General features: G+C 64.7%; 23 protein-coding genes. 13 read left to right on the forward strand and 10 right to left on the reverse strand.

Going from position 1 to position 23,007, the window contains the following annotated elements; translation table 11 throughout:
* Positions 1 to 70: 70 nt before the first annotated feature.
* The gene (locus ABD704_RS08740; protein ID WP_344699297.1) at positions 71 to 997 is read left to right on the forward strand and encodes an ABC transporter ATP-binding protein; all 927 of its coding nucleotides are present in this window, start codon (positions 71 to 73) and stop codon (positions 995 to 997) included.
* On the forward strand, positions 994 to 2,586 hold the full coding sequence (gene nadB, locus ABD704_RS08745; RefSeq protein WP_344699298.1) for an L-aspartate oxidase: 1,593 nt from the start codon (positions 994 to 996) through the stop codon (positions 2,584 to 2,586). The genes ABD704_RS08740 and nadB overlap by 4 nt, the downstream gene beginning before the upstream one ends.
* On the opposite strand, the gene ABD704_RS08750 is transcribed toward nadB, so the two are convergent.
* Complete coding sequence (locus tag ABD704_RS08750; RefSeq protein WP_344699299.1) at positions 2,583 to 2,798, reverse strand: helix-turn-helix domain-containing protein; 216 nt, start codon at positions 2,796 to 2,798, stop codon at positions 2,583 to 2,585. The genes nadB and ABD704_RS08750 overlap by 4 nt on opposite strands.
* On the reverse strand, positions 2,798 to 3,346 hold the full coding sequence (locus tag ABD704_RS08755) for a hypothetical protein (RefSeq protein WP_344699300.1): 549 nt from the start codon (positions 3,344 to 3,346) through the stop codon (positions 2,798 to 2,800). The genes ABD704_RS08750 and ABD704_RS08755 overlap by 1 nt, the downstream gene beginning before the upstream one ends.
* A 109-nt stretch (positions 3,347 to 3,455) precedes the next feature.
* Here ABD704_RS08755 and ABD704_RS08760 point away from each other — a divergent pair, with 109 nt between their 5' ends.
* The gene (locus tag ABD704_RS08760; RefSeq protein WP_344699301.1) at positions 3,456 to 3,851 is read left to right on the forward strand and encodes an MAPEG family protein; all 396 of its coding nucleotides are present in this window, start codon (positions 3,456 to 3,458) and stop codon (positions 3,849 to 3,851) included.
* Positions 3,852 to 3,916: 65 nt separating this feature from the next.
* Here ABD704_RS08760 and ABD704_RS08765 read toward each other — a convergent pair whose 3' ends face one another.
* Both ABD704_RS08765 and ABD704_RS08770 read right to left on the reverse strand, forming a co-directional pair.
* Positions 3,917 to 4,186, reverse strand: coding sequence for a LysR family transcriptional regulator (locus ABD704_RS08765; RefSeq protein ID WP_344699302.1), 270 nt, complete (start codon positions 4,184 to 4,186; stop codon positions 3,917 to 3,919).
* A gap of 96 nt (positions 4,187 to 4,282) precedes the next feature.
* Complete coding sequence (locus ABD704_RS08770) at positions 4,283 to 5,872, reverse strand: carboxylesterase/lipase family protein (protein WP_344699303.1); 1,590 nt, start codon at positions 5,870 to 5,872, stop codon at positions 4,283 to 4,285.
* Between ABD704_RS08770 and ABD704_RS08775 the strand changes: the two genes are divergently transcribed.
* The 3 genes from ABD704_RS08775 to ABD704_RS08785 are packed head-to-tail and all read left to right on the forward strand — an operon-like array spanning position 5,863 to position 10,374.
* Positions 5,863 to 5,994: a hypothetical protein gene (locus ABD704_RS08775; RefSeq protein WP_344699304.1), complete on the forward strand. Its 132-nt coding sequence runs from the start codon at positions 5,863 to 5,865 to the stop codon at positions 5,992 to 5,994. The two genes, ABD704_RS08770 and ABD704_RS08775, sit on opposite strands and share 10 nt — an antisense overlap.
* A complete protein-coding gene (polA, locus tag ABD704_RS08780; protein WP_344699305.1) occupies positions 5,987 to 8,818 on the forward strand; it encodes a DNA polymerase I in 2,832 nt (943 codons plus the stop codon). Before ABD704_RS08775 ends, polA begins: the two co-directional genes overlap by 8 nt.
* Positions 8,819 to 8,868: 50 nt before the next feature.
* Positions 8,869 to 10,374: a lipopolysaccharide biosynthesis protein gene (locus ABD704_RS08785; RefSeq protein WP_344700520.1), complete on the forward strand. Its 1,506-nt coding sequence runs from the start codon at positions 8,869 to 8,871 to the stop codon at positions 10,372 to 10,374.
* Between the two features lie 3 nt (positions 10,375 to 10,377).
* On the opposite strand, the gene purH is transcribed toward ABD704_RS08785, so the two are convergent.
* Genes purH through ABD704_RS08805 form a run of 4 tightly spaced genes read right to left on the reverse strand, consistent with a single transcriptional unit; the run spans position 10,378 to position 15,553 of the window.
* Positions 10,378 to 11,970, reverse strand: a complete 1,593-nt coding sequence (gene purH / locus ABD704_RS08790; protein WP_344699306.1) for a bifunctional phosphoribosylaminoimidazolecarboxamide formyltransferase/IMP cyclohydrolase — start codon at positions 11,968 to 11,970, stop codon at positions 10,378 to 10,380.
* 16 nt (positions 11,971 to 11,986) lie between these two features.
* On the reverse strand, positions 11,987 to 13,633 hold the full coding sequence (locus ABD704_RS08795; protein WP_344699307.1) for a heparinase II/III family protein: 1,647 nt from the start codon (positions 13,631 to 13,633) through the stop codon (positions 11,987 to 11,989).
* The gene (gene rpe, locus ABD704_RS08800) at positions 13,630 to 14,292 is read right to left on the reverse strand and encodes a ribulose-phosphate 3-epimerase (protein ID WP_344699308.1); all 663 of its coding nucleotides are present in this window, start codon (positions 14,290 to 14,292) and stop codon (positions 13,630 to 13,632) included. Before rpe ends, ABD704_RS08795 begins: the two co-directional genes overlap by 4 nt.
* Before the next feature lie 16 nt (positions 14,293 to 14,308).
* On the reverse strand, positions 14,309 to 15,553 hold the full coding sequence (locus ABD704_RS08805; RefSeq protein ID WP_344699309.1) for an RsmB/NOP family class I SAM-dependent RNA methyltransferase: 1,245 nt from the start codon (positions 15,551 to 15,553) through the stop codon (positions 14,309 to 14,311).
* A gap of 28 nt (positions 15,554 to 15,581) precedes the next feature.
* On the opposite strand from ABD704_RS08805, the gene ABD704_RS08810 reads away from it, so the two are divergent.
* A complete protein-coding gene (locus ABD704_RS08810; protein ID WP_344699310.1) occupies positions 15,582 to 15,749 on the forward strand; it encodes a DUF1674 domain-containing protein in 168 nt (55 codons plus the stop codon).
* Here the strand turns inward: ABD704_RS08810 and ABD704_RS08815 are convergent.
* Together ABD704_RS08815 and tsaD are read right to left on the reverse strand one after the other, a co-directional pair.
* Positions 15,746 to 16,726 carry an NAD(P)H-dependent glycerol-3-phosphate dehydrogenase gene (locus ABD704_RS08815; protein WP_344699312.1) on the reverse strand — a complete coding sequence of 327 codons (981 nt, stop codon included), beginning with the start codon at positions 16,724 to 16,726 and terminating at the stop codon, positions 15,746 to 15,748. The two genes, ABD704_RS08810 and ABD704_RS08815, sit on opposite strands and share 4 nt — an antisense overlap.
* Positions 16,723 to 17,754 (reverse strand): tRNA (adenosine(37)-N6)-threonylcarbamoyltransferase complex transferase subunit TsaD, encoded by a 1,032-nt coding sequence (tsaD, locus tag ABD704_RS08820; RefSeq protein WP_344699313.1) that lies wholly within the window; start codon positions 17,752 to 17,754, stop codon positions 16,723 to 16,725. The genes ABD704_RS08815 and tsaD overlap by 4 nt, the downstream gene beginning before the upstream one ends.
* A gap of 51 nt (positions 17,755 to 17,805) precedes the next feature.
* Here tsaD and hemC point away from each other — a divergent pair, with 51 nt between their 5' ends.
* The 6 genes from hemC to ABD704_RS08850 all read left to right on the forward strand — a co-directional run bounded on the left by hemC (position 17,806) and on the right by ABD704_RS08850 (position 23,006).
* Positions 17,806 to 18,720, forward strand: a complete 915-nt coding sequence (gene hemC / locus ABD704_RS08825; protein ID WP_344699314.1) for a hydroxymethylbilane synthase — start codon at positions 17,806 to 17,808, stop codon at positions 18,718 to 18,720.
* Entirely contained in the window at positions 18,717 to 19,388 is a 672-nt protein-coding gene (locus ABD704_RS08830) for a uroporphyrinogen-III synthase (protein ID WP_344699315.1), read from the forward strand. The genes hemC and ABD704_RS08830 overlap by 4 nt, the downstream gene beginning before the upstream one ends.
* Complete coding sequence (locus ABD704_RS08835; protein ID WP_344699316.1) at positions 19,385 to 20,200, forward strand: hypothetical protein; 816 nt, start codon at positions 19,385 to 19,387, stop codon at positions 20,198 to 20,200. The genes ABD704_RS08830 and ABD704_RS08835 overlap by 4 nt, the downstream gene beginning before the upstream one ends.
* 125 nt (positions 20,201 to 20,325) lie before the next feature.
* Entirely contained in the window at positions 20,326 to 21,441 is a 1,116-nt protein-coding gene (locus ABD704_RS08840) for a serine hydrolase (protein ID WP_344699317.1), read from the forward strand.
* Complete coding sequence (locus ABD704_RS08845) at positions 21,438 to 22,052, forward strand: prolyl hydroxylase family protein (protein ID WP_344699318.1); 615 nt, start codon at positions 21,438 to 21,440, stop codon at positions 22,050 to 22,052. Before ABD704_RS08840 ends, ABD704_RS08845 begins: the two co-directional genes overlap by 4 nt.
* Before the next feature lie 96 nt (positions 22,053 to 22,148).
* Positions 22,149 to 23,006, forward strand: a complete 858-nt coding sequence (locus ABD704_RS08850; protein WP_344699319.1) for a hypothetical protein — start codon at positions 22,149 to 22,151, stop codon at positions 23,004 to 23,006.
* The last annotated feature ends 1 nt before the right edge of the window (position 23,007 follow it).

Raw genomic sequence — 23,007 nt, forward strand, 5'->3', positions numbered from 1 at the left:
GGCGGGGGTTCAATCGCGGGCACCGCGCGCATTTACCCTTTCCATTGTCCGCCCTATGCGGCGCTCCACCATGACCGACGCTGCGATCCGCATCGAGAACCTGTCGAAGACTTACGCTGGCGGAAAGCAGGCGCTGAACGACGTCAGCTTTGAGGTGCCCCGCGGCCAGATTTTCGGGCTGCTCGGGCCCAATGGAGCGGGAAAGTCGACGCTCATCAACATCCTTGCCGGCCTGGTCGTGAAGAGCGGCGGGAAGGTGACGGTGTGGGGGTTCGACATCGACGAGCATCCGCGCAACGCCAAGCGCTCCATCGGTGTCGTGCCGCAGGAAATCATCTTCGATCCCTTTTTCACGCCGCGCGAGACACTGGAGATCCAGGCAGGCCTCTACGGGATCGCGCCCAACGAGCGGCAATCCGACGCGCTGCTGGCGGCCATGCATCTGACCGACAAGGCTAAAGCTTACTCGCGCACCCTTTCGGGCGGCATGAAAAGGCGGTTGCTGGTCGCCAAGGCGATGGTCCATTCACCCCCGATCCTCGTGCTCGACGAACCGACGGCGGGCGTCGACGTCGAGCTCCGCCGGCAGCTTTGGGATTATGTCCACAAGCTCCATGCCCAGGGTGTGACGATCGTTCTCACGACCCACTATCTCGAGGAAGCGGAGCAGCTGTGCGACCGCATCGCCATCATCAACCATGGCAAGGTCATCGCCAACGAGCCGACGCGCGAGCTCATTTCCAAAGCGCAGGAAAAGGCCGTCGTCGTCACCTTCGATCGCGACATCGTGACCGTTCCGACTAACGCCTGCTTCGAGAACATCGCGCTGATCGATGAGCGAACGCTCGAGATCACCTATCGCAAGGACAAGGTGAACGCAGGGCAGGTGCTTACTGCGCTAACCGCTGACGGTCACGGCATCATCGACGTGTCGACGCGCGATCCGGACCTAGAGGACGTCTTCCTCAGTCTCACTTCAGAAACCCAAGCCGCGTGAGCACCGACGCCGATGTGCTGATCGTCGGCAGCGGCGCCGCGGGGCTGACCGCCGCGCTCAATCTCGCGGCCACGCACAAAGTTGCCGTCATCGCAAAGGGCGCGCTCGGCGAAGGCGCGACGAGCTGGGCGCAGGGCGGCATCGCGGCGGTTCTCGAAGAGGGCGACAGCTTCGAATCGCACGTCAATGACACGATGATTGCCGGCGCGGGCCTCAACGACCGCAAGGTCGTCGAGCATGTCGTCGAAGAGGCACCGCGCGCGATCCGGCATCTGGTCGAGCTTGGCGTGCCGTTCGCGCAGGAGGGCAATGCGCTTCACCTCACCCGAGAAGGCGGGCACAGCCACCGGCGTATCGTCCACGTAGCCGATGCGACCGGCTATGCGGTGCAGGAGGCGCTCGAAACGGCGGCGGCAAAGCACCCGAACATCACATTGGTTCCGGACATGGTCGCGATCGACCTCGTCACCGGGCGCCACGCGACGCACTTCTCGACGAGCGGGGCGGTGCACGGGCTATACGCTTACAACCGCAAGAAGAAGCGGGTCGAAACGCTGACGGCGAAGGCGACGATCCTCGCCAGCGGCGGTGCCGGCCGCACCTACCTCTATTCAACCGCGCCGCGCGGCGCGACGGGCGATGGGATTGCCATGGCGTGGCGGGCAGGATGCCGCGTTTCGAACATGGAATTCATGCAGTTCCACCCGACTTGCCTCTATAATCTTCAGGTCAAGAACTTCCTGATCACCGAGGCGGTGCGGGGCGAAGGCGGACACCTCAAACTGCCGCCGGGCGTGAAGGGCGCCGGCACCCGCTTCATGCCGCGCTTCCACGAGCGCGCCGAGCTTGCGCCGCGCGACATCGTTGCCCGCGCCATCGACCATGAGATCAAGCGGCTCGGCCTCGATTATGTCCACCTCGACATCTCCCATCGCGAGCCGGAGTTCGTCCGCGAGCATTTTCCGAACATCTACGACCGGCTGCTGACGCTCGGCATCGACATCACCAAGGAGCCGATCCCCGTCGTCCCGGCGCAGCATTACACCTGCGGCGGCGTGATGGTGGACCTCGACGGGTGCACCGATGCGCCCGGTCTCTACGGGGCCGGCGAGGTGACGCAATCGGGCCTGCACGGCGCCAATCGCCTCGCCTCGAACAGCCTGCTCGAATGCTTGGTCTTCGGGGAGGCGGCGGCAAGGCACATCACGGCCAACTTCGACGCACTTCCCGATGTCCCCGCCATCCGCGCCTGGGACGAAAGCCGGGTCACCGACAGCGACGAGGAAGTCGTTATCGCCCAGACCTGGGGTGAAATACGCCGCTTCATGTGGAACTATGTCGGCATCGTCCGCACCACCAAGCGGCTGGAGCGCGCCAAGCACCGCATCGATATGCTGCGGCAGGAAGTGCGCGATTATTACGCCCACTTCCGCGTCACCCCGGACCTCATCGAGCTTCGCAACCTGGTCGAGGTCGCCGACCTCATCATCCGCTCCGCTTTGTCGCGGCACGAAAGCCGAGGGCTTCACTATGTCCTCGATTTTCCGGACATGCTGCCGGAGGCGAAGGACACCGTTCTCGTTCCCTAAGCCACGTCCTCCGTTTCGAACGCCAGCAAGTCGCCGGGCTGGCAGGCCAATGCCTCGCAAATTGCTTCGAGGGTCGAGAAGCGGATGGCGCGTGCCTTACCGGTTTTGAGGATCGACAGGTTGGCGAGCGTGATGTCGACGCGTTCCGCCAATTCGGTAAGCGTCATCCGACGATCGTGGAGTAGCTCGTCGAGCTTGACGGCGATTGCCATCAGACCATGCCTTCAAGGTCTTCGCGCATCAGCGTCCCTTCGGCAAAGACGCGGGCGAGAATGAAGGTCAGGATGACGGCGAGCCAGCCGTTGAGCGAAAAGCCGGCGTCGAGATGGAATTCATGCCCCGAGGTGGAGATGGCCTTCCCGATCCCGCCGATCACTATGCTCAGCAATTGCAGCGCGAGCAGGATCCAGGCGATGGCCTGCAGGCGGTAGGCGTTCTCCGCGACGAACGGGTCGCCTGCCCGAACGGTGTCGACTATGGCGAGCAGGCGCTTCAGCAGCGGATAGTTCAGCGCGATGGCGACCAGGCCGAGTGCCGCGATCGCGCGCATGCCGACCAGCACCGCGCCAGCGTTTGGCGCGTCGGCGACCCCGAGCGCCTTCATCGTCCACGCTTCGTTGATGAAGGTGTAGCTAAGGAGTGCAAGGACGCAGGCGAAGAAGACCCAGTTAAGGACGATTAGGATGCGCAGCGTCACGTAGGCGATTGGGAGCAGCGCGGAGCGGTCTTTGGGCATCGGTTCATCTTTCCAACGAATCATTACCGATAAACAATATGTAACTTATTGTTTATCGGCAAGTCCTTTCTCGCCGCTCTTGCCAATGCGGTCCGGAACTCGTGTCAGTGCGGCATAAAAAGGGGAACCCGGCATGCCGTCAGAAATCAGGATTCTCGCACTCGGCGCACTGCTGCTGTTCGTGCACATCTTCGTCGCGATTCGATTCAAGACGGCGCAATACGGCCGCAATTGGAATGTCGGCGCGCGCGACGAAGCGCTGCCCCCGCCGAGCCCCGTCACCGGCCGCGCGGTGCGCGCGCAAGGCAATTTCGCCGAAACGTTTCCGATCGCCATCGTCGCATTGGCCGGCGTCGTGCTTGCGGGCCGGACCAGCAATCTGACCGCGATCGGCGGCTGGATCTGGCTGGCGGCACGCGTCGTCTATTTGCCGCTCTATGTTGCCGGCGTGCCGGTCGTGCGCACGCTCGTGTTCACCATCAGCATGATCGGCCTGGCGATTGTCCTGTACCCGCTGCTGATCGGCTAATTTTCGATCGAGCGGAAGTTCACGAAGTTGACGCAGCAGGGCGTCGAATCCGGGATTCTTCCACTTCATGCACTTCGGCGGATTTCCGCAAGAAATTTCCTCGCCGAGGCCAGCGCGGTTCGACAGCCTGTGCCTTCGAGCGCGCGATCCCAGGCCACGCCGAGCAGCGCCGCGCCCGGCCCTTTGCGCAAGCGGCAGGGGCTTTCGTGGCTCATGCCGACGCCCGCGGCTGCGCCACTGACGCTGCGCGGCTGCGCAAGGATGGCGAGGAAGCGAAGCTGGCGCTCCGGCGTCCAAACGTCGCGGCGAGTTTTCGAATTAGCGGGCGATCCCATCGCCAAGCTTGGACCACAAGTCCGGCCCTGAGGACAGTGGTTTCCGGCTAGTGGCAGGTTTGGGTGGGAAGCGGACGTTAGCTCAAGTCTCGAACATCAATGCATGTAGACTAGGCTCTCGCCCCGCTGGTAGCGCTCTTGCTCGACGAACGGCACGCTCTTCGAATGGACATCGATGATCTGCCGGCGGATCTTCGTAGGGTCGATCGACGCGCGAGCCCAGGAAGGCAGCCCGGCGCCGTTGGGGTTTCCGGTCTTGACGAAATTGGCCCAGTATCGAGTCATTGTCGCGGAAACTAACCGGTCGTCCGGCGCCCAACGATAAAGCGGATTCACGTCCAGGTTCCCGAGCGCATACTCAATCTCCGCGCTGTGAACGGCGCCCCATTCCTTCGATCGCGTTGAAATATCAGTTACGGACGGTGGGCGCACCCTTGCGAACAGGTACAGATAGACGGGCGCCCCGGTTCGACGCTGGAGATCGAACCATTTCCACGTTGGGAGCGCCAGGAAATCATCACTCGCAAGAGCCGTTGCGGCGCCCATGACCTCATCGTCGGAATGAGCGGGATAGAGTGCAAAAACCGCATCAGCCTTATCGCCGAGCGTTCTCGCTAATCCCGCACGATAGTTTGCCAGCGTCGGTGAACCGTCCCCGATCACGGCAGAGGCGGCGGCCTCTTGAGAGTTCGAGCCCACAAGCAGCGGAACATGAGCAGCGTGGCCATGCTCGAACGTGACAGACGGGGCTTCTGTCAAAGCATAGCCGTCGATGATGATGCCTGTGGAGATGTTGCCAGCCTTGTCCCTCGCGGCGAGCAAACGATCGGCAGGCATCGCTCGCAATTGGGAGAGTGCCGGGGCACCAAGGCCTGTCGCGAAGGCGACACCCTCGCGTTCAGCCGTCTCTCGCCGCGGCGGCGACCACTTTTGCATCAGTGCGCCGCTTTCGCCGATGGCGCCCCTAATGAGTCCACGGGAAAGCGGTGATACCATCAGTGCGCTGACCGACATCGATCCCGCCGACTCGCCGCCGACTGTGATGTGCGTGGGATCGCCCAAGAATGCCGGAATATTGCGCCGCACCCATTTCAGTGCGGCGATCTGATCCAGCAGGCCGTAATTGCCTGACGAATGATGCGGCGAAGTCGCCGTCAATTCTGGATGGGCAAGCCAGCCGAACACGTCGAGGCGATAATTCGCCGTGACGACGACGATGCCTCTGCGTGCGAGCGATGCGCCGTCGTACCGCTTCTCCGAACTGTCGCCGGCGTCGAAACCACCCCCATAAAAATAGAGCAGGACAGGGTATCCCTGCTTCGGTGGGCGCCTTTCGCGAGGCGGCAGCCAAACGTTGAGATAAAGGCAATCTTCACTGATGCCCGGCGAGCGAAACTGCATGTCGGAGAAGAGCGGTCGCTGCATGCAGCGCGGTGCAAACTTCGTCGCGTCTCTTGTGCCCTTCCACTTGGCCGCGGGTTGGGGCTCCACCCATCGGAGATCGGCAATCGGGGGTGCTGCGAACGGAACTCCCCGAAAGACCCGAACGCCTGAGGTGCCATCTAGTCTGCCCTTCAATTTGCCTTCCGCAACGATAGCAGACGAAGCAGGCATCGCCGTCGCCGACGACACACCGTAAATCAAGCTTGCCCCAAGCGCACCGAGGATCAGTAGAAATGTCTTCATCCCCCAATGGTTACCGTGTTGCCGAGCGTCCGCAATGGGTCGAAACCTGCCGCTCGACTTCCTACATTTCCGGCAGCTTCCTTCCCGCCGCCACCCTGCTAAACCGCCGCCTTCATGCCTGACGCCTCGACGCCATCATCCGCTTCTGAATCGGCCGTCCCGCACCTCTATCTGGTCGACGGGTCGAGCTACATCTTTCGCGCCTATCACCGGCTGCCGCCGCTCACGAACAAGCACGGCCAGCCGGCGGGCGCGGTGTACGGATACACGACGATGCTGTGGAAGCTCGCCGACAGCCTGAACAAAGCGGACGGGCCGACGCACATGGCGGTCATTCTCGATGCGTCGGAGCATACGCACCGCAACGAGATGTACGATCAATACAAGGCGCACCGGCCGCCACCGCCCGAAGACCTGGTACCGCAATTCCCGCTGATCCGCGTAGCCACGCGCGCTTTCTCGATCCCGTGCATCGAGGAAGCGGGGCTGGAGGCCGACGACATCATCGCCTGCTACACGGTTGCGGCGAAGGCCGCGGGCTGGCGGGTGACCATCGTCAGTTCTGACAAGGACCTGATGCAGCTGATCGACGAGGATGCCGGAATCGACATGCTCGACACCATGAACGACCGGCGGATCGGGCGGGCCGAAGTGCTCGAGAAGTTCGGCGTGCCGCCGGAGAAGGTCGGCGACGTGCTCGCGCTGATGGGTGACAGCGTCGACAATGTGCCGGGCGTGCCGGGCATCGGGCCGAAGACGGCGTCGCAGCTGATCCAGACCTATGGCGATCTGGAGACGGTGCTGGCGTCGACGCACGAAATCACCAAGCCGAAGCTGAAGCAGTCGCTGATCGATCATGCCGACGCGGCGCGCTTGTCGCGCGAGCTGGTTCGGCTGGTGTGCGACGCGAACCTGCCGGAGCCGCTCGAGGACTTGTCGCTGAAGGGCATTCCGCTCGAGCCGCTGCAGGCGTTCCTGGAGGACCAGGGCTTCAAGTCGTTGCTCAACCGCCTGACCGGAAGCGCACCTCAGAAGGGCGCAACCGTCGTCAATGACGTCATGGCGGCAATGGAGCCGAAGCGCGCGGCGCAGGCCGAGCCCGAGAAGATCGAGGTCGACCGTTCGAAGTACGAGACAGTGACCGACGAGGATTCGCTCGACCGCTGGATTGCGGAGGCGACCGCGCAGGGCTTCGTTGCGATCGACACCGAGACGGACTGCATCGACTGCATCATCGCGCGGCTGGTGGGTGTGTGCCTGGCGACGGCGCCGAACAAGGCCTGCTACATTCCGGTCGGACATGGCGGCGGCGACCTGCTGTCGGAAGCGCCCAACCAGCTGCCGCTCGACCTCGTGCTCGCCAAGCTGAAACCGATGCTGGAGGATCCTGCGGTCCTGAAGGTCGGACACAACCTCAAGTACGACTGGGTGATGTTCGACAAGGCGGGGATCGAGGTCGCGCCGATCGACGACACGATGGTCATGAGCTTTGACCTCGATGCCGGGCGGTCGTTCGGACACGGGCTGGACGAGCTGGCGAAGCTGCACTTCGACCACGAGTGCATCCCGTTCAAGCAATTGTGCGGGACGGGGTCGAAGCAGATTACCTTCGACAAGGTGCCGCTCGAGGCCGCGACCGAATATGCGGCCGAGGACGCCGATATCGCGCTGCGCCTGTGGATGCGGCTGAAGCCGCGGCTGGCCGCGGAGGAAGCGTCGCGGGTCTACGAGCGCGTCGACAAGCCGCTGGTGCCGGTGATCTCGCGCATGGAGCGGCGCGGCGTAAAGGTCGACCGCGAGTATCTGGCGAAGTTGTCCGCGGAGTTCGGTGCCGAGATCAAGTCGCTGGAGGAGCGCGTTTACGAAGCGGCGTGCGGCCCGTTCACCATCGGATCTCCGCAGCAGCTCGGTGAGGTTCTGTACGGGCGGCTTGGCCTGAAGGGTGGGCGCAAGGGCAAGAGCGGGCAATATTCGACCGACGTGAATGAGCTGGAGCGGCTGGCGGCGGAGGGCGTGACTTGTGCGACGCTGGTCTTGGAATGGCGTCAGCTGACCAAGCTCAAGAACACTTACACCGACGCGCTCCAGGGGCAGATCAACGGCGAGACCGGGCGTGTCCACACCAGCTTTTCGCTCACCGGCGCGCAAACGGGACGGCTGTCGTCGAACGACCCGAACCTGCAGAACATCCCGATCCGGACAGAGATCGGGCGCAAGATCCGCGATGCCTTCGTCGCCGACAGCGGGTTCAAGCTGCTGAGCGCCGACTATAGCCAGATCGAGCTTCGCCTTGCGGCGCACATGGCCGATGTGCCGCAGCTCAAGGAAGCGTTCCGCGGCGGCGCCGACATCCACAGCATCACGGCCGAGGAACTGTTCGGCACCGTCGACCGCGACACGCGCAACAAGGCGAAGACCGTGAACTTCGCGATCCTCTACGGCATCTCCTCGTGGGGCCTGGCGGGCCGGCTCGGAGTCGGCAAGGACGAGGGCAAGGCGATCATCGACCGCTATTTCGAACGCTTCCCCGGCATCCAGGATTACATTCACAAGACGCTGGCCTTCGTTCGCGAGCAGGGCTTCACGCAGACTCTGTTCGGTCGGAAAACGCATTTCTTGCCCAACATCCGCTCACCCAATCCCTCGATCCGCGGCGGCGCCGAGCGGGCTGCAATCAATGCGCCGATCCAGGGCACCAGCGCCGACCTCATCAAGCGCGCGATGGCGCGGATGGACGATGCGCTGGTGAAGGAAGGCCTCGAGGGCGTGCGCATGCTCCTACAGGTTCACGACGAACTCGTCTTCGAAGTACCCGACGGGCAGGAGGAGCAGGCCGCCGAGGTCATTCGCCGCGTGATGAGCACGGCCGCTGAGCCGGCGATCAGACTCGACGTGCCGCTGGATGTCGAAGTGGGCTGGGGCGCGCACTGGGGCGAGGCGCATTGACCGACGCGCCGCGGACCGCCGCGACCGTCGACCAGACGCCCGATGCCGACATGGCGACGCTGGCTCGCGGGGGCCGGCTCAACATTTTCGGGTTCGTGCTTCGGCTGGCGGCGCGGCTGCCATTCCTGTTCATTGCCGGCCGCGTCTACGGCGCGAGCGAGCTGGGGCGCTTCGCTTACGCCGTGCTGGTCGTGGAATTCGCGGCACAGATTGCGGCGCTCGGATTAAGGCGCGGTCTCGCCCAGCTGCTCGCTAACGCGAAGAAGCCGCAGGCCTGCGTCGTCGCCGATGCAATGCTGGTCGCGGCGATCGGTTCGGTCATCGGAATGACGATCCTCATCGCCTTTCCGCGCGCCATGTACCCGACCACGCGCATCTCCGGCATGGATCACCTGCTGGCGATCACCGTCATCGCCATCGCCTGGACCGACATCGCGCTCGCCGCCCTCGCTTATAATCACGACGTCGCGTCGACGGTTCGCGCGCGGTCGATCGTCGAGCCGTGGACGATCAGCATCGTCGCCTTCATCTGGTCCTACATCTCGATCGATGACGGGCTGATCATTTCCTACGTCTTCTCGATGGTCGCGGCGATGATCGCGGCGCTCATACCTTTATTCAGATGTTACGGCGTGCCGCACGGTTGGCGGCCCGACCTGAAGACGGCATGGAGCACGGCCGCGCGAAACGTTCCCTTAGCAGCGGCCGATGCCGTCGAATGGGCGTCACGTCGCATCGACCTCGCCGTGCTCGGGGCCTTCATGCCCGCGGCATTCGTCGGTATTTATTATGTCGCCCAGCAAGTCGCGACGCTTCCCGCCAAGCTGAAGACGAGCTTCGAGCCAGTGCTCGGCCCCGCGATCGTCCGCCGGCTCGCAACCGGCGACCTGCCGGGCATCGCCAAGCAGGTTCGGCAGGTGACCTACTGGATCATCGCGGCCCAGGCCGGGATCGCGCTGGCGCTCGGGATACCCGGCCGCGCGGTCATGGCGCTGGTGGGTTCCGGTTTCACCGGCGGCACGGCAACGCTTGGCTTCCTGCTTGCCGCGGAAGTCATCGCCGCCGCGGCAGTCGTCAGCGAGGCGGCGCTGATCTACGTCGCGCGCAAACGCAACATGCTGATCAGCCTGATCATGCTGGCAATCGAGGCCGGCCTGGCCGCGGCGCTGATTCTGATCATGAAGGGCCAAGGTTTCCCACAGGCATTTCAGGCGACGGGGCCCGCGATTGCGCTTTGCGTCGCGCTTGGTTTTGCGTCGCTAGCGAAATCCTGGTTGCTCAAGCGGAAGCTCAGGGAGCCGGTATCGGGCTGGCGGTGGAGCATTGCCTGGGCCGCCGCTGCCGCCGTCGTCGTCGGCGCGCCTATCCGGCTTTTCCTGCCGGAGATGCTGCAGCTGATCATCGGCATTCCCATGACCCTCGGCGCGTTCGGAATCGTCTTGTGGACCAAGGGCTTCGGCCCGGAAGACCGCGAGCTGTTCAAGTTGCGCAAGGACGAGGTCCAGGAATTGCGCGATGCGGAGGCACGCGATCAGTTGGAAGACGATATCGTCTGACGCCTAGTGGCGGAAGTGACGCATTCCCGTGAACAGCATCGCGAGACCCGCCTCGTCGGCCGCGGCAATGACTTCATCGTCGCGGATCGAGCCCCCGGGCTGAATCACCGCAGTGGCGCCCGCCGCTGCAGCTGCGAGAAGCCCATCGGCGAAGGGAAAGAAGGCATCGGACGCGACGGCTGAACCGACGGTGCGCGGCTGCGCCCAGCCGTTCGCTTCGGCAGCTTCCTCGGCGCGGATGGCGGCGATTCGAGCGCTGTCACGACGGTTCATCTGGCCCGCGCCGATTCCTGCGGTGACGCCGTCCTTGGCATAGACGATCGCGTTCGACTTCACGTGCTTGGCAACGGTCCATGCGAACAAGCAGTCGGCGATTTCCTGCTCAGTCGGCTGACGCTTGGTGACGCACTTGAGCTGATCTCGCGTGATCATGCCGTTGTCGCGATCCTGGACGAGGATGCCACCGGCGATGACCGTCATCGTCTGCCCTCGGCGCGCGGGATCGGGAAGCTCACCGGTCAGCAGGAGACGAAGATTCTTCTTCTTCGCAAAGATCGCCTTGGCGTCATCGTCCGCGTCTGGCGCGACGACGACTTCGGTGAAAATCTCCGTGATCGCTTCCGCGGTTGCGGCGTCGAGCGGGCGGTTCGTCGCGACAATACCGCCGAAGGCCGACACGCTGTCGCAGCTGAGGGCCTCCTTCCACGCATCCAACAACGGCTCGCGGGTAGCGACGCCGCAAGGATTGGCATGTTTAACGATAACGACGGTCGGCGCGTCGTTCCGAAACTCGCTCACCAATTCGAGAGCGGCGCTAGCGTCGTTCAGATTGTTGTAGCTGAGTTCCTTGCCCTGAATCCGGCGAGCCGTCGCGAGGCCGGTACCGACGGGCCCTTCAGGGATATAAAGCGCGGCCCGCTGGTGAGGATTCTCGCCATAACGCAACTCGAGCGCCAGCTTGCTCGAGATCGTCCAGCGCGGCGGGAAGCGAAGCCCGAGGTCAGCGTAAGCGAACCATTGGGAAATCAGCGAGTCGTATGCTGCCGTCAGCGCAAAGGCTTTGGCCGCAAGCCGGCGCCGAAATTCGAGCGTCGTGGCACCCTGATTGGTGTCGAGCTGGCTAAGCAATTCCCGATAGTCGTCCGGATCGGTGACGATCGCCACATGTGCATGGTTCTTAGCCGCCGAGCGGACCATCGACGGGCCACCGATATCGATATTCTCGATGATGGTGTCGCGATCGGCGTCGCTCATCACGGTGTTGAGGAAGGGGTAGAGGTTGACGACGACCAGATCGATCGGCGCGATGTCGTGTTCCGCCATTGCCGCAGCATGTTCCGGATTGTCGCGCACGCCGAGCAGGCCGCCATGGACCTTCGGATGAAGCGTCTTCACGCGGCCGTCCATCATCTCGGGAAAGCCGGTCAGGTCGCTGATGTCGCGCACCGACGCGCCTCCTTCGCGAAGCTTGGCGGCCGTGCCGCCGGTCGAGACCAATTCGACGCCGTGCCGCGCGAGCCCCGTGGCCAACTCGGCGAGCCCGCTCTTGTCGGAAAGCGAAATGAGTGCCCGGCGAACGGGTACGAGATCGGTCATCGAAACGTCCTTTTGATCAGCTCGTGCGGCGGAACTGCCAGCCGATTTCGCCGCCCAGCGACGAAACTTCGCCAACGATTACCAACTGGGTCGTGGGTTGCGGCTGCCCGCGTCCGTCGATCCACAGACTTTCCTCCGTGGTCAACATCCCGCCGCGGCAACGGAAGTTCCAGGGCGGCGCGCCCTTCGACCGGAGGATAGCCCCCATGCCGTCGGCAGTGGCAGTAGCCTCGACCCCCGGCGCGAGATGGAAGCGAACGGCATAAGCGGCAGATTCGCGAATCTTCTTGCGGCCCTTCGCGATCAGTTGCTCCGCCCCGCGAAGCTCCTTGCCGTCGTTGCCCAGCATGACGCTGCGCTTGTGAACGAGCCCGAAAGCGCGAACGTAACCGTCGTGGCTCGCCTCGAGCCGGCTGGCGTCATTGCCCTCGCTGCGATCGATGGTGACGTCCTCCACGCCTTTGCCGAGCGAGCCGTCGGCGAGGATGCTTGTGGAGTTAGTGTCGGCGAGAACGAGGGTGCTGTGCGCCGCCGTCGTGCGAAGCGCTTCGACGAGTTCGTCGCTCAGCGCCGTCGGCAGCGGCCCGGGCCCGCCGCAGTTGACCACGAGGCGCTGCGGACCGTCCGAAAGTTCGAACGCAAGCGTCGACGCGGAACTTTGCGCGGAGATTTTCTGGGGCGGTGGTGGCGCCGCGTCGAGAACAAGGATCGTGCCGAGCGCGGAAAGACGCTGATAGCCCCAGCCGCGTGCGTTGCGGAGCGGGCGCGCACGAAGGCCGCAGCCTTCGATCAGGGCGGTCAGCCGCGCGGCTTCCGAAGGTCCGCAGCCTTGCCAGCTTGAAAGCGCGCCATCGCCCAGCGTGACGCCATGAAGCGCGGCGAGCGATGCGGCGGCGGCGGCTTCGATGCCGTCGGGAATGGTCTGCTTCGCGGCGAGGTAGCAGGCGCGGAGCAGGCCGAGGCGATCGACCAGTAACGTCTGTTTGTACGGCGACCGGCTGACCAGGCCGCCGTCATCGAACTGCGCGGCGGCCAGCGCGCGGGCCAGTCCGACCTCCCCGCGAGCGACGCGCGGAACGCCGCCTTGGATGAGCAGTCCAGCGGCAACGACGCCGCACCAGGCAGTGATCCGATCCAACCCCGCAGCCGCCTTGTCGGCATTCGCCTCCACATGGCGCGCGCCGCGCGCCAGCGTATTGAGCAAGGCGGACCGGTAGCCCGTGTCCGTGCTCGACAGGATGTAAGGCGCGTAGGCGCTCCAGAAGAGGATGCGTTCGCCCCAAAGGTGCGGGGCCCAAGCGTCGTCGACCTTTGTGCCGTGAACAATCAGCCAGCGGCCGACCACCGCCTCCGCCAACCGGGCGCCATTTTCGCGAGAGGCCGCCGCGGCAAGATCGCGCAACCAAGAGAAACCTTGCAACTGTTCTGCGAGGGAGCCGGTCGCACCGATGGCGCCGAAGTCGAGGTCATTGAGCGGCAAGGTCTCGCTGCCGGCGTTGAACTTTCCGGACAGAAGCGCTGCACCACGCTGGCGATCGCCGGCGACATGGTCGCGCGGGACAGCAACCAGCTTCAACGGCTGACGGGAGGTTTTCAGCCGGGAGAGAAGAGACCCGCGCGCGAGCTTGCGGACGACGTCGCGCTCGGCACCTGCATCGTTCATCGATGGCCCCTGAGCGCCTCGATGTTTGCGGCATAGGAAGCTGGTCCGTCGCGGAAAGCCGCGGTCCCAGCGACCAGCACGTCGGCGCCGGCCGAGATCGCCTGCGGCGCCGTTGCCGGATCGATCCCGCCGTCGACCTCCAGCCGCACGTCGAGATTTTCCTTCGTGATGCGGCTGGCGATGGCTTCGATCTTGCGGAGCTGGCTGGCGATGAACTTCTGGCCCCCGAAGCCCGGATTGACGCTCATCACAAGGACGAGGTCGATTTCCTCCAGCACGTAGTCGAGCGCCTTTGCCGGAGTCGCCGGATTGAGCGAGACGCCCGCCTTCTTGCCCAGTGATTTCACGCGCTGGATCGTGCGATGAAGGTGCGGCCCGGCCTCCGGATGCACCGTGATGATATCGGCGCCGGACTCGGCGAACGCATCGAGGAACGGGTCGACCGGCGAGATCATCAGGTGGACGTCAAAGGGCTTTTGCGTGTGGGGGCGGAGCGCCTTTACCACCGCCGGGCCGATGGTGAGGTTGGGCACGAAATGCCCGTCCATGACGTCGATGTGGATCCAGTCCGCGCCGGCCTCGTCGATCGCGCACACTTCCTCGCCGAGCTTGGCAAAATCCGCGGAGAGGATGGACGGGGCGATGAGGATGTCGGGCACGGGCCCCGATTAGACGTTAACCGCCGCGCCGGACAAGCCGCGCAATGAAGAAGCCGTCGAGGCCGCCTTGATCCTGCAGGAGACCAGGCAGAATTCTCACCCAGCCTGCGGGCGACGCGCTGGCGAAATCGGGCAATTCGCCGGGTTTCGGCGGATCGACGCTCAGTTCCGGAAGCGCTTCGACTTGGCGTTCGCCTTCCTCGGGCTCCAGCGAGCAGACCGCGTAGATTAGCGCGCCGCCCGGCTTGAGCCACTGCGCGGCGCGGGCGATCAGCTTCGACTGCAACTCCGCGCTGCTGGCGATGATGTCGCGGCGGGCGCGGTAGAGGATCTCGGGATGGCGGCGGAACGTCCCCGTGGCAGAACAGGGCGCGTCCAGGAGGATGGCGTCGAACTGGCGATCCGGCGCCCAAGTGAGGGCATTGGCCTCGACCAGCGTGGCGTTGAGGTGCGTGCGATCGAGGTTTTGGCGTAGTCGTTCCAGACGACTTCCTGACGCGTCCACCGCGGTTACGTCATGACCGGCGGCGGCGAGCTGCATGGTCTTGCCGCCCGGTGCGGCACATAGATCGAGCACTTCGCCCCAGCCTTCCGGAATTAGGCGTGCAGGAAGCGAAGAGGCGAGATCCTGCACCCACCAGCGACCTCCGCCAAATCCCGGCAGATCACTAACCGAAGCGCTGTCGAGCCTCACGTGTTTCGGTGCGAGGGAGACACCGCTGTTCGCCGCCGCATAAGCTTGCGCTTCCGCATCGTCGGCAAAGCACAGGTCCAGCGAGGGGCGCCGGGCGATCTGCATGCGCGCGGCCCGAACGACGTCATCACCCCAAGCTCGCTGCCAACGTTCCTCGACCTGTTGCGGCAGCATCGGCGCTTCGGGCAAGCCGACGCCCCGCCGCAGCAAAGTGCCGAGCACGCCGTGGACGAGGCGCCGCGGACCGCCTTCGACCAACGGCAGCGCCGTTGCGACGATGGCGTGGTCAGGCGTGCTCAACGCCTTTTGCCCGAGAGCCAGGCGGAGCACGGTCCGCGCCTTCGAATCGTCCGGCAGGCGCTGGCGCGTCGCGCTGTCGATCAACGCATCGAGGTCGGGAATTCGCCGCAGCGTCTCGCCAGCGATAGCGACGGCAAGCGCCCGGTCGGCGGGCGCTAGGTCGCTTCCAGCCGAAGCAGCGCTGTCGAGAGTCTGCCCCCGGCGGAGCACCGAATCGAGCATTCGCAGCGCCGCCTTGCGGGCGCCCAATCCTTCAACGCTTGGCATGCGAGCTCACAACGCACATCTCTGCCGGATGAAACGCCCGAAGCATCTCGACCCGCCGGCGCACCTTAGCCCCTCGCCGCCGGTCCCGGACCCCGAACCCGTGCATGCGCCCGAAACGCCGGCCAGCGAAGAGGAACGGCCCGATCCCACGCGCTACGGCGACTGGGAGAAGAAGGGCATTGCGATCGATTTCTAGTCTTCTTCGTCGCCGGGAGGACGGCTGAGCATTTTTTCGAGCAGCTCGTCGAGCTGAACTTCGCCTCCGAGAAGCTCATCGACCGCGCCGACGATCGGCATGTCGATGTCGCGCTCGACTGCGATTCGGTTGAGCACCGGCGCGGTATGCGCTCCTTCGGCGACCGTCCGGCGATCCTTGAGGAGATCGGCGACCGCATGCCCTTCGCCGATTGCCTTGCCCAGCGAGAAATTGCGGCTGCTGGTCGAGTTGCAGGTTAGGACAAGGTCGCCGAGACCGGACAGGCCGGCCAGGGTTTCGCGCCGGCCGCCCATGGCGAGGCCGAAGCGGACCATTTCGGCGAAACCGCGGGCAATCAGCGCCGCCCGGGCGTTCTGGCCAAGCTTCTTTCCCTCGACGACGCCGCAGGCAACGGCGAGCACATTCTTGACGGCGCCGCCGACCTCAGCGCCGGCGACGTCATCTGTGCAATAAGTGCGGAAGTTGACGAGATTGATCCGCGCCCGCAGCGCCTCGCCAAGGGCGCGGTCCTCGCAAGCGAGCGTCACCGCCGTCGGAAGGCCCCTCGCCACTTCATGCGCAAAGGTCGGGCCGGAAAGCACTGCGATGGGGCATCCCGGGCGCACCTCATGGGCGACATCGTGCAACAGGTTCCCGCTCCGCTCTTCGATGCCCTTCGCGCACAGTACCAATGGCCGTTCACCTCGCGGCGCCCGCTCTAGGACGGCGCGCATGTGCTGCGCCGGAGTAACGACGATCCAAGCGTCGCAAGAATCGAGGTCCGCCAGATCGGATGTCGCGAGGATGGTCTCGCTAAGCGGTATGCCCGCGAGAAATGCAGAGTTCTCGTGCCGATCGTTGACCGAGGAAACGACTTCGTCCTCGAGCGCCCACAGCAGGGTCTCGCGCCCGCCGGTTGCTGCGACTTGCGCGAGGGCAGTGCCCCATGCGCCACCGCCGATGACGCCAAGCTTCACGCTTTCACCCCCGCGCCGCGAACCTTCTCGGCAGTTTCATCGAGTGGCCAGCGCGCCCGCGCCGGTGCGTCGAGCGCGTCGCAGAGTCCAGCAGCGAAGCGCTCGGCGCCCGCCCATGCGATCATTGCGGCATTGTCGGTGCACAGCCACGCCGGCGGAACGCTGAATAGTCTGCCTTCTTGCGTGGCCAGATCGGCGAGCGCAGAACGAATGGCACCGTTTGCAGCGACACCGCCCGCGACAACGAGCGCCGGAGCGGCGCTGGACGACAAAGCGAGCCGCGTGCGGTCAACCAGGCAGTCGACGACGGCGCGCTGGAAACTTGCCGCGATGTCCTCGGGACGATGCACGTCTGCTGCAACGGCTCGCTGAACGGCGCTTTTTAGTCCCGCAAAGGAGAAATTCGGGTCACCCGAGCCGACCATTGGTCGCGGCAGCGGGACGGCTTTCGGATCTCCCGACCTGGCCAGTGCCTCCACCGCCGGACCGCCCGGGTAGCCGAGACCGAGTAGCTTTGCGGCTTTGTCGAAGGCCTCGCCGGCCGCGTCGTCGATGGTGGTGGCCAGGCGACGATACTGCCCCACACCGCGCACTTCGAGCAGCTGGCAGTGGCCGCCGGAAACCAGCAGCAGCAAGTAGGGAAAGTCGAGATCGGGATCGACAAGGCGCGGGCTGAGCGCGTGACCTTCAAGGTGGTTCACGGCGATCAGCGGCTTGCCCGTCGCCAACGCCAGGCCTTTGCCGGCAAGAAGCGCCACCATCACGCCGCCGATCAGGCCTGGGCCAGCCGTCGCGGCGACAGCATCGACGTCGCGGATCGTCACCTTGGCATCGTCGAGCACGCGTTGAATCAGGGTCGGCAAAATCTCGACATGCGCGCGCGCCGCAATTTCCGGCACCACGCCGCCATAGGGCTGATGCGCCGCGTTCTGGCCGACTACCGCTTGTGCGAGAATCTGCCGGTCGCTCGTCACGAGCGCTACCGCACTGTCGTCGCAGGACGATTCAAGACCGAGGATCAAAGTCATTTCGCGACCGGCCCTTTGCCTTAACGCGCCGCGTTGCACTAGGGGTGGGGCATGCAAGGGCTTCGTCTGGGGACTCGTGGATCGCCGCTGGCACTGGCGCAGGCGCGCAAGGTGGCAGCGGCAATTGAAACATCGCAACGCTGGCCCGACGGCTGGGTCCAGATCGTCGAGGTCACGACCACCGGCGACAAGGTGCAGGACCGGCCGCTCGCCGAGATCGGCGGGAAGGCCCTGTGGACCAAGGAGCTCGACCGAGCGCTGTTGGCGGGCGAAGTTGATTTTTGCGTTCATTCGATGAAGGATGTCGAAAGCATCCGACCCGCCGAAATTCACATCGCTGCCGTGCGCCCACGCGGTGACGTACGCGACCGGATCATTGGCGCGGAGTCTATCGAGAAGCTCAAGGAAGGTGCGGTCGTCGGCACAAGTTCGCCCCGGCGCAAGGCGCAGGTGCTCAGGCTTCGGCCCGACCTGACAGTCGTACCCATTCGCGGCAATGTCGAAACGCGGCTGCGCAAGGTCGAGGAAGGCGAGGTCGATGCGACCCTGCTCTCGGCAGCAGGACTCAAGCGGCTCGAGATCGTCGCGGGCACCGCGATTCCGACCGAGATCGTTCTCCCGGCGCCCGGCCAGGCCGTGATCGGCATGGAGTGTCGAACCAACGACACGCGGACGCAAAGCGTGCTTACCGGCGTCAACAACCAGATCACTTATGATTGCGTGATGGCCGAGCGGGCCTTCACTCGTGCGCTCGGTGCGACTTGCGCCTCGCCGGTCGCGGCGTTCTGCGTGCTGGAGGACGGCGACCTGCGAATGCGGGCGCAGCTGTTCAGTGGAGACGGCAGCGAGATGGTCGAGGACCGGGCCGGCTTCGACTGCGGGGATTACGACACGCCCGCGGAGCTCGCGCTGACGCTTCTTGCCAAAGCGCCGCCGTCGGTGCGGAGCCTGTTCGACGCGCAATGACGCGCGTGCTGGTCCTGCGTCCGAAGCCTGGCTCGACTGCAACGCTCGAACTAGCGCGGCAACTTGGCCTCGATGCCGTCGCGATTCCCCTATTCGAGATTGAAGCCGTTGACTGGGAAGCACCCGAACCCGGGAGCTTCGATGCGCTCCTGCTCACCAGCGCCAATGCCGTTCGTCATGCCGGGGACAAGCTGAGGGATCTGCGCGGCTTGCCCGTCCACGCCGTCGGCGCGGCAACGGCTGAAGCCGCCCGCGAAGCCGGGTTCGACGTCGCAAGCACGGGCGACGCCGGCGTCGATCGGCTGCTTGGATCGATCGAAGCCGACCTCAAACTTCTGCACCTTGTCGGCGAGGATCGGAAAAGACCTGCCGAAGCTCGGCAGAAGATCACGACTGTCACGGTATACCGGTCCAAGCCTCTCGACGGTGTTGCTATCGAACCCGCCATGGGCGGCGTCGCGCTTGTTCATTCACCGAGAGCGGGAAAGCGCCTTGCCGAACTTGTGCGCGCGGATGACCGGGGGCACCTCGCCGTTGCGGCCATCAGCCGTATAGCCGCCTACGCCGCGGGGCAGGGTTGGTCGACGATCGAAGCGGCCGAAGCGCCAAACGATGATGCGCTGCTGGCTCTGGCGGAACGCCTGTGCAACAATCTCGGCAAGCCATGAACGGAACGAGCTATCGCCGGCAGAGCAATTGGGGCACGCGGCTTCTCGTCGGGTTCGTCCTCGTTCTCGCGGGCGCGGCCGCAGCTACCTGGGGTCTTGCGCACTATAAGCCCGCAGCTCGCGTGCTTGGCGTCGCCGCAGAACCTGCGCCGGTCGTCACGCCGAAGTCGGTCGCCTTGTCAGCGGCTCCGTCTGCACCGCCGGCGGCCGCCCCGGCGCCGACCAATGCACAGGTAAATGAGCTTGAAGCACGCCTTGCCCGCGTCGAAAACGCGACGCAGCGGGCCGAAGGCTTCGCCGGTCGGGCCGACGCTTTGGTCGTCGCCTTCGCGGCCCGCCGCGCGATCGATCGCGGCGTCGCGCTCGGCTATCTCGAACCGCTCTTGGTCGATCGCTTCGGCAACCAGCATCAACAAGCAGTCGCAACGGTCATCACCGGATCGCATCAGCCGGTTCGCCTGAACGATTTGATCGCCGAATATGACGCGCTTGGGCCGGAGCTCCGCCGCGGCGGCGCGCAGGACAATTGGTGGACCAATTTTCGGCGCGAGCTCGGCACCCTGATCGAAGTCCATCGCGCAGAGCGTCCAGCAGCGAATCCCGATGCGCGTTATCAGCGCGCCGCCCAGCGGCTGCAGGCAGGCGACGTTGACCAGGCGCTGGCCGAAACGATGCGGCTCCCTGGCGCTTCGCGGGCCGGGCCGTGGGTCGACAAGGCGCGGCGTTACGTCGCCGCTCATCGCGCCCTGGACGAGATCGAGTCAGCCGCCCTGCTCGGTTCGCCAACGCCGCAAACCGCCCCCGCTCGCTAAATCCCGATCGGGGCTTGGCAAGCGAATCGCACAATGCGAATCTGCGACTGCCACACAGCGGGCGTTCAGCGTGCGGCTGCTAAATCTCTGGCAAGAGAGCGGAAAGTCCGGGGGACATAGAAGTCATGACGTCACTTTCGAGGCGCTTGGGCCTCGGTCTTATCGTCCTTGCTTGCACGGGAGTGGTCGCTTCTGCAGCGCAGCCCGTCGCCCAGCGACAGGCTGCACGAGCCCCCCTCGCGCCGATTGTCTATCCCACGCGACCCCCGCCTCCCGCGCAAGTCGCGCCGCAGTATATCCGAGCCCAAGTCAAAGCGCTTGGGCAGAGTTTCAATGGGAGAGTCGGCATTGCTGTCCGCTCGGTCGATGATGGCTGGTCGACTGGCTGGAAGGCCGACGAGCTTTACCCGCAACAGAGCGTCAGCAAATTGTGGGTTTCGATCACGGCTCTCGATGCCGTCGACCACGGCCGCGTTGCGCTGAACGACCGGGTCACGCTGACCCGCGACGACCTGACCCTGTTTCATCAGCCAATCGCGTCGCTGATTCTTGGCGGCGGCTACACGACGACGCTCGCCGACCTGATGTTCAAAGCAATCACCACCAGCGACAATACGGCCAACGACAAGCTGATGCGTTCGGTTGGCGGGCCGACCGCGGTGCGCGCAATGATCGCCGCCAAGCATCTCGGCTCGATCCGCTTCTACAATGGCGAGCGCGCGCTCCAGAGCCGCATCGCGGGATTGATTTGGAGCCCCAGCTATTCGGTTGGCAACGCCTTCTATCAGGCGCGTGACGCTCTTCCGCTACGGGTCCGCCAGGCCGCCTTCGACCGCTATGTCGAGGATCCTTTCGACGGTGCCACACCAAGCGCGATCGTCTCGGCGCTAGCGCGGTTGAAGCGTGGCGAACTGCTCTCCCCGGATTCCACACGCCGGCTGCTGTGGATAATGGGCAATACGAAAACCGGCGCGAACCGGCTGAAAGGGGGGCTCAAATCGGGCTGGACGCTGAGCCACAAGACCGGCACCGGCCAAGTGCTCGGCGCTTACCAGGCTGGCTACAACGACATCGGCATTCTCACCGCGCCCGACGGCCACGGCTATTCGGTCGCGGTGATGATCAAGAAGACATCGGTGCCGCTGCCCGTTCGCATGACCCTGATGAATAATGTCGTTCGCGCGGTGATCACGCAGCACGAGATGCTGCGGGGCGCGTCGGTCGCTTCGCAGGGACGATGACGCCGGCCGAAATGCTTGCGGGCGCCAAGGGCGTTCAGCGCGTGCCGACGCGCGAGCTCGAATTGTTCATCGTCCGCGACTTCCTCGATCCAGTCGCATGCGCCGCGATGATCGAGCGCATCGACTTGCATCGCCGCCCGTCGACCATCGCCGACGACGTCGGGGTCGACAATTTTCGCACGAGCGAAACCTGCGACCTCGACCCGCGCGATCCGGCCGTCGCCGAGGTCGATCGCAAGTTCTGCGACTTGCTGGGTCTGCCGCCTGAGAGCGGCGAGCCGCTCCAGGGTCAGCGCTACGCACCGGGTCAGGAGTTCAAGGCCCACACTGATACGTTCGAGCCAGGCGGTTTCGACTTCTATGTCCACACCGCGCGCGGCGGGCAGCGAACCTGGACCGCAATGGTCTATCTCAACGAGCCCGAGGATGGCGGCGCAACTCGCTTCAAGACGATCGGCAAGACCATCCAGCCGGAAGCCGGCAAGCTGCTTGCCTGGAACAATCTCCTGCCGGACGGGGCGCCCAATCCCGCCACGCTGCACCAGGGCATGAAAGTCCGGCGCGGCACGAAATACGTGCTGACCAAATGGTTCAGGGAAGCGCCGCGCTGATTACAAATGGCGCGCTGGTAATTGGGTAACCTGACAGCAGCTTGATTCGGCTTAACGACAGTTCCATTGTCCCGCCGTCCAAGGGGGGCCTGTCTGATGCGATACACCCATGCCGTCGCCGCGCTACTGCTTAGCGCCGGCGCCATTCCCGCTCATGCGCAGGACGCACAGAGCCTGGTCGCCAAGAATTTGGAAGCGCGCGGCGGTGCCGCGGCGCTCGACGCGCTCAAGAGCGTCAGCTTCGAAGGGCGGACGATATTCCCCGGCGATTTCGAGTTGACCTACAAGGAAGCACGGGCACGGACCGGCGCCTCGTCCGAAATTCGCTATGACCTCAGCCTTCAGGGCCTCGACCTCGTCCAGTCCTATGACGGCGCAGGCGCGTGGAAGATCAATCCCTTCCAGGGCCGCAAGGACGCCGAGAAGATGTCAGGCGACGAAGCACGACAGCTTGCCGACGCTGCCCTGATCGAAGGGCCGCTGATTGCCGCTAGAAATAATGGCAGCAAGGTCGAATATCTCGGCCGCGACGATTTCGACGGCACGCTCGCGTACAAGCTCAAGGTCACCCAAAAGGACGGCGACGAGTTCGTCTATTGGCTGGATCCAGACACGTACCTCGAAATCAAAGTTGACGAGACGCGGCGCATCCGCGGCGCCCAGCAGACGACCGAAACCGAGCTCGGCGATTACGAGAAGGTCGCTGGCGTCTATTTCCCGATGTCGGTCGAAAGCTGGAGCCAGGGGCATTCGAACGACCGCCAACGTGTGATCATCGCCAGCGGCACGGCCAACCCCGCGATCGGCGCCGCTTATTTCGCTGAGCCGCGCGGTGCAGGCGCGAAGGCTGGTGGCGAAGCGCCCGACGCGTCGGAAAAGCCCAAGGGCAAGCCGAAGGGCGAGAAGCCCACCGATCAGATGACACCCGCCTCCAGCCCGTCAAAGGGGAAGTAAG

The sequence above is a fragment of the Sphingomonas limnosediminicola genome (genome assembly GCF_039537965.1).
Classification (GTDB): domain Bacteria; phylum Pseudomonadota; class Alphaproteobacteria; order Sphingomonadales; family Sphingomonadaceae; genus Sphingomicrobium; species Sphingomicrobium limnosediminicola.